Here is a 6,154-nt window from a genome sequence, read left to right on the forward strand (position 1 = left end):
TAGTAGCTGTCGGGCGCCACCAGCGCGGCGGTCGCCGCGCCGCCGATCGGCTCCATGATGAAGGCGACGACGCTTTCGGGGCCTTCGGCGAGGATCTTTTCCTCCAGCATGTCGGCATAGCGGACGCCGCGCTGCTCCATCGAGAAATTGTCGCGGTCGCGCCAGGCGGTTGGTGCCGGCACGGTCGGCATCACCCGCATCATCGGCGTAAAAGTCTCGGCCAGCGCATCGTCGCCGGTGATCGAAAGCGAACCCAGCGTGCCGCCATGATAGGAAGGAAAGCGGGTGATCACTTTCCAGCGGCCGGCCTGGCCGGTGGCGACGGCCCATTGCCGGGCCAGCTTGATGCAGGATTCCGTCGCCTCCGAGCCGCCGGAGACGAAGAAGATGCGGTCCATGCCTTGCGGAAGCTTGCCGGCAAGTTCTCGCGCCAGTTCTTCCGCTGGCTCGTTTTCGAAATGCAGCCGGTAGGCGAAGGTGGCGCGGTCCATCTGCCGCTTCATGGCATCGAGCACATTGCGGTTGGAATGGCCGATATTGGCGACCATCGGGCCGCTCGATCCGTCGATGAAACGGCGGCCATCCTGCGTCCACATGTAGATGCCTTCGGCGCGATCGATGAGCGGTCGGCGTAGGCTGGACAGATAGAAGAGATGCGATTCTCGCCGAGTTTCGGCGGCATGCTGGACTTTCGACATGTCAGGACTTTCCAAGATAGCGATCGAGGACATTCTGGGTAACCCGTTCGACCATCGGGTCTTGTCTTAGCAGGCCGGCGACCCATTCGCAGCTTCCGGCGTGGAACACCTCGCCCTTGCCGCGTGGAAAATTGACGATCATGCCATTGCTGCGTTTGACCTTTTCGAGATTGGCGTCGCTCCTGTCGCCGAACAGCGTCTCGGCGCTGAAGCGGCCATCCTCGTCGGTGAGGAACTGGTCCTCGACCGGGATGTCGGCGCTTTCCTCGACCTGGCTGGCCATGCCGACGGCCAGCACCTGCAAGCCATCGGGCGCGCCGCTGGTCGCGGTCGGGTAGGGCAGGCCGCCACGGATCTCGAAATCGAGCCCGTCGACCTCATAGCCATAGACATGGCTGTCGGCGCCCAGCAGGTCGCCATAATAGATGCCGGTCCCGGCGAAGGCCCAGTGCTCTGGCCGGTAGACCGGAAACCCGCGCACGCCGCGCGGCGCGCAGCCGCCCCAGCCCGCGTAAAGGCCACGGGTGGCGTTGAGCCCGAAGGTCGCGGCACCCGGCCTGCCGATTTCGGGCGCTTCCCAGGAATTGGTGGCGCGTGTCACGTCGCCGCCGCGATAGGCGGGGTCTTCGGCCCGCGCGCGGTATTTGTAGCAAACCTGCCGGCGGCCTTCATCCTCCAGCCGGGTTTGCCACATGAAATTGCCGGCAAAGCGCGCCGCATGGCCGCCGCGCTCGACATAGAAGTCGACGGCATCGCGCATTTCCCAGGTCCAGTATTCGTCATGGCCGACGAAGACCGCGCAGTCGTAGCCGTCGAGAATCTCGGGCGAGAAATGCAGGTCGTGCTGGCTGGTCAGATCGGCATCATAGCCGGCCCGTTCGGCAAAGCGAAAAAAATGGCTGTCGTAGCTGGCCCAGCCCGACGAGGCGTATTTCTTCGAATGGCCGGTGGCGAGCGCCCATTCCATGTGCGGATAGCGCGGCACCGTCTTCGGCGGCACCGCGACTTCCAGCGGCACGCGCGGCGCGTCCGCAGGCAGCACGGCAAAGCCGCGGCACCAGGGGCGCTGCGTCGACACGATGGGCGAGTACTGGTCGCGGTCGGGCCCGGTAATGCCCTGATAATGGTTGGAACCGCCCCAGGTGTTGTATGCGAGCCAGGTGCCCGTCGCCGCCACCTGCAGCACTCGGCCCGGCTTCTTGCCCGGTTGGGGCGAGACGATAAAGATGTGGTGACTTTGGATCGGCTTGCCGTCGCGCCCGTCGGCGGTCAGAGTCACGCGATAGGCGCCGGACGGCCAGTCGTTTTCCACACGGAATTCAAAGGAGGATTCCCAGCCGCAGCCTTCGGCCGAGCATTGGTCCGGACTGACCTGCCAGCGCGACGCGATGCCGGATGTCTCGAACACTTTCGTCTCGGTGCCGCCGTCACGGGTGATGGTCATGCTGAATGACGGAGCTGTGGAACTGACATGCAGCGTAACCGTCTCGCCGGCGCGATACGAAAACCGGTCGCTGTAGCACCAGATCTCGCCGCGCTCGCCATCCATGCCTGGCCACTCGTAATAGTGGCCGCGAACCGCGTGGCGGCGCTGCTCCGCCGTCAGTCCGAAATCGGGGAATTCCGTGGGGTATCTGGTCATCATCTTGCTCAGGCGGAAAGATATTTCTTGAGGAAGCCGCGCGTGCGTGCCTTCCGCGGCGCGCGAAAGATCTCTGCTGGCGGGCCTTCCTCGACAACCACCCCGCCATCCATGAACAGCACTCGGTCGGCGACCTCGCCGGCAAAGCGCATCTCATGCGTTACGATGAGCATGGTCATGTGTTCGGCGGCAAGCTGTTTCATCACCGCGTTGACCTCGTCGACCAGTTCCGGGTCGAGCGCCGAAGTGGCTTCATCGAACAGCATCACCTTGGGCTGCATGGCCAGAGCACGGGCAATCGCCACACGCTGCTTTTGGCCGCCCGAAAGCCGGGAGGGGTAGGCGTCGATCTTTTCGGCGAGCCCGACCTTGGAGAGGAGCTCGTGCGCGAGCGCCTTGGCATCGGCTTTCGGCATGCCTTTCAGGATCACCGGTCCCATGGTGATGTTCTCGATCACCGTCAGATGTGGGAACAGATTGAAGTGCTGGAACACCATGCCCATTTGCTGGCGCACCTTGTTGATGTGTCGCTCGAAGGCCTGGCCATGCAACGGCTGGTTGACCTGCACGCCGTCCAGCCAGACTTCGCCACCGTTCAATGTCTCGAGATGATTGATCGAGCGCAGCAGCGTGCTCTTGCCGGAGCCGCTTGGACCGATGATCGCCACGATCTGCCCACGCTCGACCGACAGGTCGATACCCTTGAGAACCTCGACGGCGCCGAAGGATTTGCGTGCCCCGCGCACCTCCACCATTGGCCTCTGCGTGCTCATCGGGAAACCTCCACATGCCGTTCAAACCGATGCAAGGCCGCCTCGAGCACAAGGTTGAGAATGTAGTAGAGCACGGCAGCCGTAATGTAGAATTCGAACGGGCGGAACGTTTCGCTGATCGCCAGTTGCGCCGAATGAACGAGCTCCGCGATGCCGATGACCGAGACGATGGAGGATTCCTTCAGCAGCGCGATCAGGTTGCCGCCGATCGGCGGCGCCGTGTTGCGGATGGCTTGCGGTATGACGACGTAGCGCAGCGCCTGCCATTTGCCGAAGCCGATGCTGCGCGCGCCTTCCGTTTGGCCGACGTCGACCGCCACGATGCCCGCGCGAATGACATCGGCATTGTAGACGGCAAAATGCAGCCCAAGCCCGATGATGCCGGCGGCAAGGGCAGGGATGTCGATGCCGATCTGCACCAGCCCGAAATAGATCAGGAAAAGTTGCAGCAACAGCGGCGTACCCATGAACACCCACATGAAGGCGCGCACGGGGTAGGCCAGCATCGCCGGTGGGTAGAGGACGATGACGGCGAACAGGATGCCGAAGGCAAAACTGAGGGCTCCGGCCGAGACCGTCAGCACCGATGTCCACCAGGCGCCTGTCAGAAGAAGGTCCCAGTAGGGCACGACGACGCTGAAATCGAGACCTTGCATCACGCTCCCCCGATCAGATGATGGCAAAGCGCTTGTCGAGCATGTCGACGATGCGGGCAACCGCGTAGACCATGATCATGTAAAGCAGGGCCGCGACGCCGAAAATCTCGAACGGTTTGTAGGTGGAGCCGATGAAACGCTGGGCCGTGTAGGTCAACTCGACAACCGAGACGGTGGATACCAGCGCCGAACCCTTCAGCAAGGCGACCGTGTTGACACCGAGCGGGCGGATCATCAGCCTCGCGGCTTGCGGCAGCACAACCCTTCGCAAGGTCTGCAAACGGCTGAATCCGATCGTGCGGGCAGCCTCCGTCTGGCGGCGGTCGACCGCCATCACCGCGCCCCGGATCGATTCCGCCATATAGGCGCCGATGTTGAGGCCAAGGCCGATCACACCAGCCGTGAACGGCTCCAGATTGATGCCGATCTGCGGTCCGCCGAAATAGAGCACGAACAGCTGGATCAGGCAGGGGGTGCCGCGAAACAGGCTGACATAGACAGTGCCGACGGCCCTCAGGATCGCCGATCTCGACATCCGGGCGGCCGCCGCCAGCGCCGCGGCGGCCAGCCCCAGAACCAGGGCCAGCACTGTCAGTTCCAGCGTCACGAGCGCCGCTTCCACGAAAAACGGGAAGACACGGCTCATCAAGGAGAAATCCATGGGGTCGTCCCGGCAGGAATGTCGTTTGGTTTTCAGGCGACCTGGCCGCCTGAAAACCGGATGGATTAGCGGATGTCGGTGCCGACCCACTGCTTGGAGATCTTCTCGTAGGTGCCGTCTGCCATCATCCCGTCCAATGCCTTCTGCATGGCGGCCTTGAGCTCCGGATTGTCCTTGCGGATGGCTATGCCGATGGCGACGCTGCCGCCTTCGATGTCAGGCGTGTCGAGCTTGCGCACCTTCTCGCCGGTTTCCTTGACGGCGACCATGACCGGAATGTTGTCGACGACGATGGCATCGACACGGCCCGCCTTCAATTCCAGCAACAATTCCGGCAAGCCCTTGTAGGTGCGGACATCCCAGCCACCCTGCGCGCGCGCCCATTTCTCGTGCGTCTCGCCCAGCGTCACGCCAAGGGTCTTGCCCTTGAGGTCGTCGAGGCTCTGCACCTTGGAATCCTGGTTCACGAAGACCGCGCGGCCGGCGTGATAGTAGGGGCCGACGAAATCGACGACTTTCTCGCGCTCAGGCGTGATCGTCATCGAGCCAACGACGGTGTCGTATTTGTTTGCGAGCAGGCCGGCGATGATGCCGTCCCAGGCGGTGGTGATGATGGTGCCCTTGACGCCGATGCGATCGGCGATGGCCTTGCCGATGTCGGCGTCGAAGCCGACAACCTCGTTCTGGTCGTTGACGAAGTTGAAGGGGGGATACTGCCCGCTCATCGAAATCTTCAGTTCGCCTGCCGACTTGATCGTTTCGAGATCGTCGGCGCTGGCCGAAACGGCGGTGAAGGCCGAAGCAAGCAGCAGTGCGGCAACCGCGATGCCGGAAAATACCTTGTTCATCTGAATTTCTGTCCTCTGGATGGAGCGCGAAGGCTTGTTCTTGGGAGGCGTTGGGGCGCTCTCCTGATGTCAATGATTGCCTTTGCTCCAGCATTGCGCAAATAGATAATGGGAATAGGGAGCATAGATACCAAGAATGGCATTGCCTCGCCCCGAACGGCTGGTCTGGGACCTCGACTGGAACCTGCTGCGCACATTCGTCGTCATCGCGGAGGTGAAAAGCATCACCCGGGCAGCCGAGCGCCTGAACCTCAAGCAACCCAGCGTCAGCAACGCGTTGCGGCGCCTGGAGGATCGCGTTGGCCGGCGCCTGGTCGAGCGTGATGCGACACGCTTCGAACTCACCGAGGTCGGGCGCCTGATCTATGAGCAGAGCGTGGAGGTGTTCGGCACCATATCGCAACTGCCGCTGCTGATGCGCGGGATCAGCGACGACGTCGCCGGCCACGTCATGATCGCGACCGCCAGCCATGTCGTCTCGCCGCTGTTCGACCGGGCGCTGGCGGAATTCCACCGCAACTACCCGCGCGGCTCCATCACCATCTCGGTCGCGGCAAGCACGGAAGTGGCCAAGCAGGTGCGGGAGCGCCGCGCTTCCTTCGGCATCTGCCTGGTCAGCCAGCGCGATCCGGCACTGGACTACACGATGGTTTATCGCGAGTTCTTCGGCTTCTTCTGTGGCCCGCAGCACAGGCTGTTCGGGAAGACCGGATTGACGCTTGCGGATCTGCGGGGCGAGCCGTCCGTGTCCTTCCAGACCGATCACATTTCGGACGCCTTGCGGCCGGTGGCGTTGCTGCGCAGCGAGGCCAAGCTGAATGCCGATGTCGTCGGCGTGTCGTCCAGCCTGGAGGAGGTGCGGCGCATGATCGTGGC

General features: G+C 63.0%; 7 protein-coding genes. 1 reads left to right on the forward strand and 6 read right to left on the reverse strand.

Annotated elements, in window-relative coordinates:
• From EOA36_RS24030 to EOA36_RS24055, 6 genes are all read right to left on the reverse strand, one after another.
• The coding region (locus tag EOA36_RS24030; protein WP_145969279.1) for an aminotransferase class III-fold pyridoxal phosphate-dependent enzyme at positions 1-698 on the reverse strand (698 nt) is incomplete at its 3' end.
• Between the two features lies 1 nt (position 699).
• Complete coding sequence (locus EOA36_RS24035) at positions 700-2,340, reverse strand: N,N-dimethylformamidase beta subunit family domain-containing protein (RefSeq protein WP_127279711.1); 1,641 nt, start codon at positions 2,338-2,340, stop codon at positions 700-702.
• A gap of 8 nt (positions 2,341-2,348) precedes the next feature.
• A complete protein-coding gene (locus EOA36_RS24040) occupies positions 2,349-3,113 on the reverse strand; it encodes an amino acid ABC transporter ATP-binding protein (RefSeq protein ID WP_127279712.1) in 765 nt (254 codons plus the stop codon).
• Positions 3,110-3,769, reverse strand: a complete 660-nt coding sequence (locus EOA36_RS24045) for an amino acid ABC transporter permease (RefSeq protein ID WP_127279713.1) — start codon at positions 3,767-3,769, stop codon at positions 3,110-3,112. The genes EOA36_RS24040 and EOA36_RS24045 overlap by 4 nt, the downstream gene beginning before the upstream one ends.
• A gap of 13 nt (positions 3,770-3,782) precedes the next feature.
• Entirely contained in the window at positions 3,783-4,430 is a 648-nt protein-coding gene (locus tag EOA36_RS24050; RefSeq protein ID WP_127279714.1) for an amino acid ABC transporter permease, read from the reverse strand.
• 65 nt (positions 4,431-4,495) lie between these two features.
• A complete protein-coding gene (locus tag EOA36_RS24055) occupies positions 4,496-5,278 on the reverse strand; it encodes an ABC transporter substrate-binding protein (RefSeq protein ID WP_127279715.1) in 783 nt (260 codons plus the stop codon).
• Positions 5,279-5,414: 136 nt separating this feature from the next.
• Here EOA36_RS24055 and EOA36_RS24060 point away from each other — a divergent pair.
• On the forward strand, positions 5,415-6,154 hold a 740-nt coding region (locus tag EOA36_RS24060), incomplete at its 3' end, for a LysR family transcriptional regulator (RefSeq protein ID WP_145969280.1).

The sequence above is a fragment of the Mesorhizobium sp. M8A.F.Ca.ET.021.01.1.1 genome (genome assembly GCF_003998025.1).
GTDB lineage: Bacteria > Pseudomonadota > Alphaproteobacteria > Rhizobiales > Rhizobiaceae > Mesorhizobium.

What these genes read in the sequence shown, in the direction of transcription:
- EOA36_RS24035 (WP_127279711.1), bottom strand. Translation starts at nt 2,340, where the DNA reads ATGACCAGATACCCCACGGAATTCCCCGATTTCGGACTGACGGCGGAG.
- EOA36_RS24040 (WP_127279712.1), bottom strand. Translation starts at nt 3,113, where the DNA reads ATGAGCACGCAGAGGCCAATGGTGGAGGTGCGCGGGGCACGCAAATCC.
- EOA36_RS24045 (WP_127279713.1), bottom strand. Translation starts at nt 3,769, where the DNA reads ATGCAAGGTCTCGATTTCAGCGTCGTCGTGCCCTACTGGGACCTTCTT.
- EOA36_RS24050 (WP_127279714.1), bottom strand. Translation starts at nt 4,430, where the DNA reads ATGGATTTCTCCTTGATGAGCCGTGTCTTCCCGTTTTTCGTGGAAGCG.
- EOA36_RS24055 (WP_127279715.1), bottom strand. Translation starts at nt 5,278, where the DNA reads ATGAACAAGGTATTTTCCGGCATCGCGGTTGCCGCACTGCTGCTTGCT.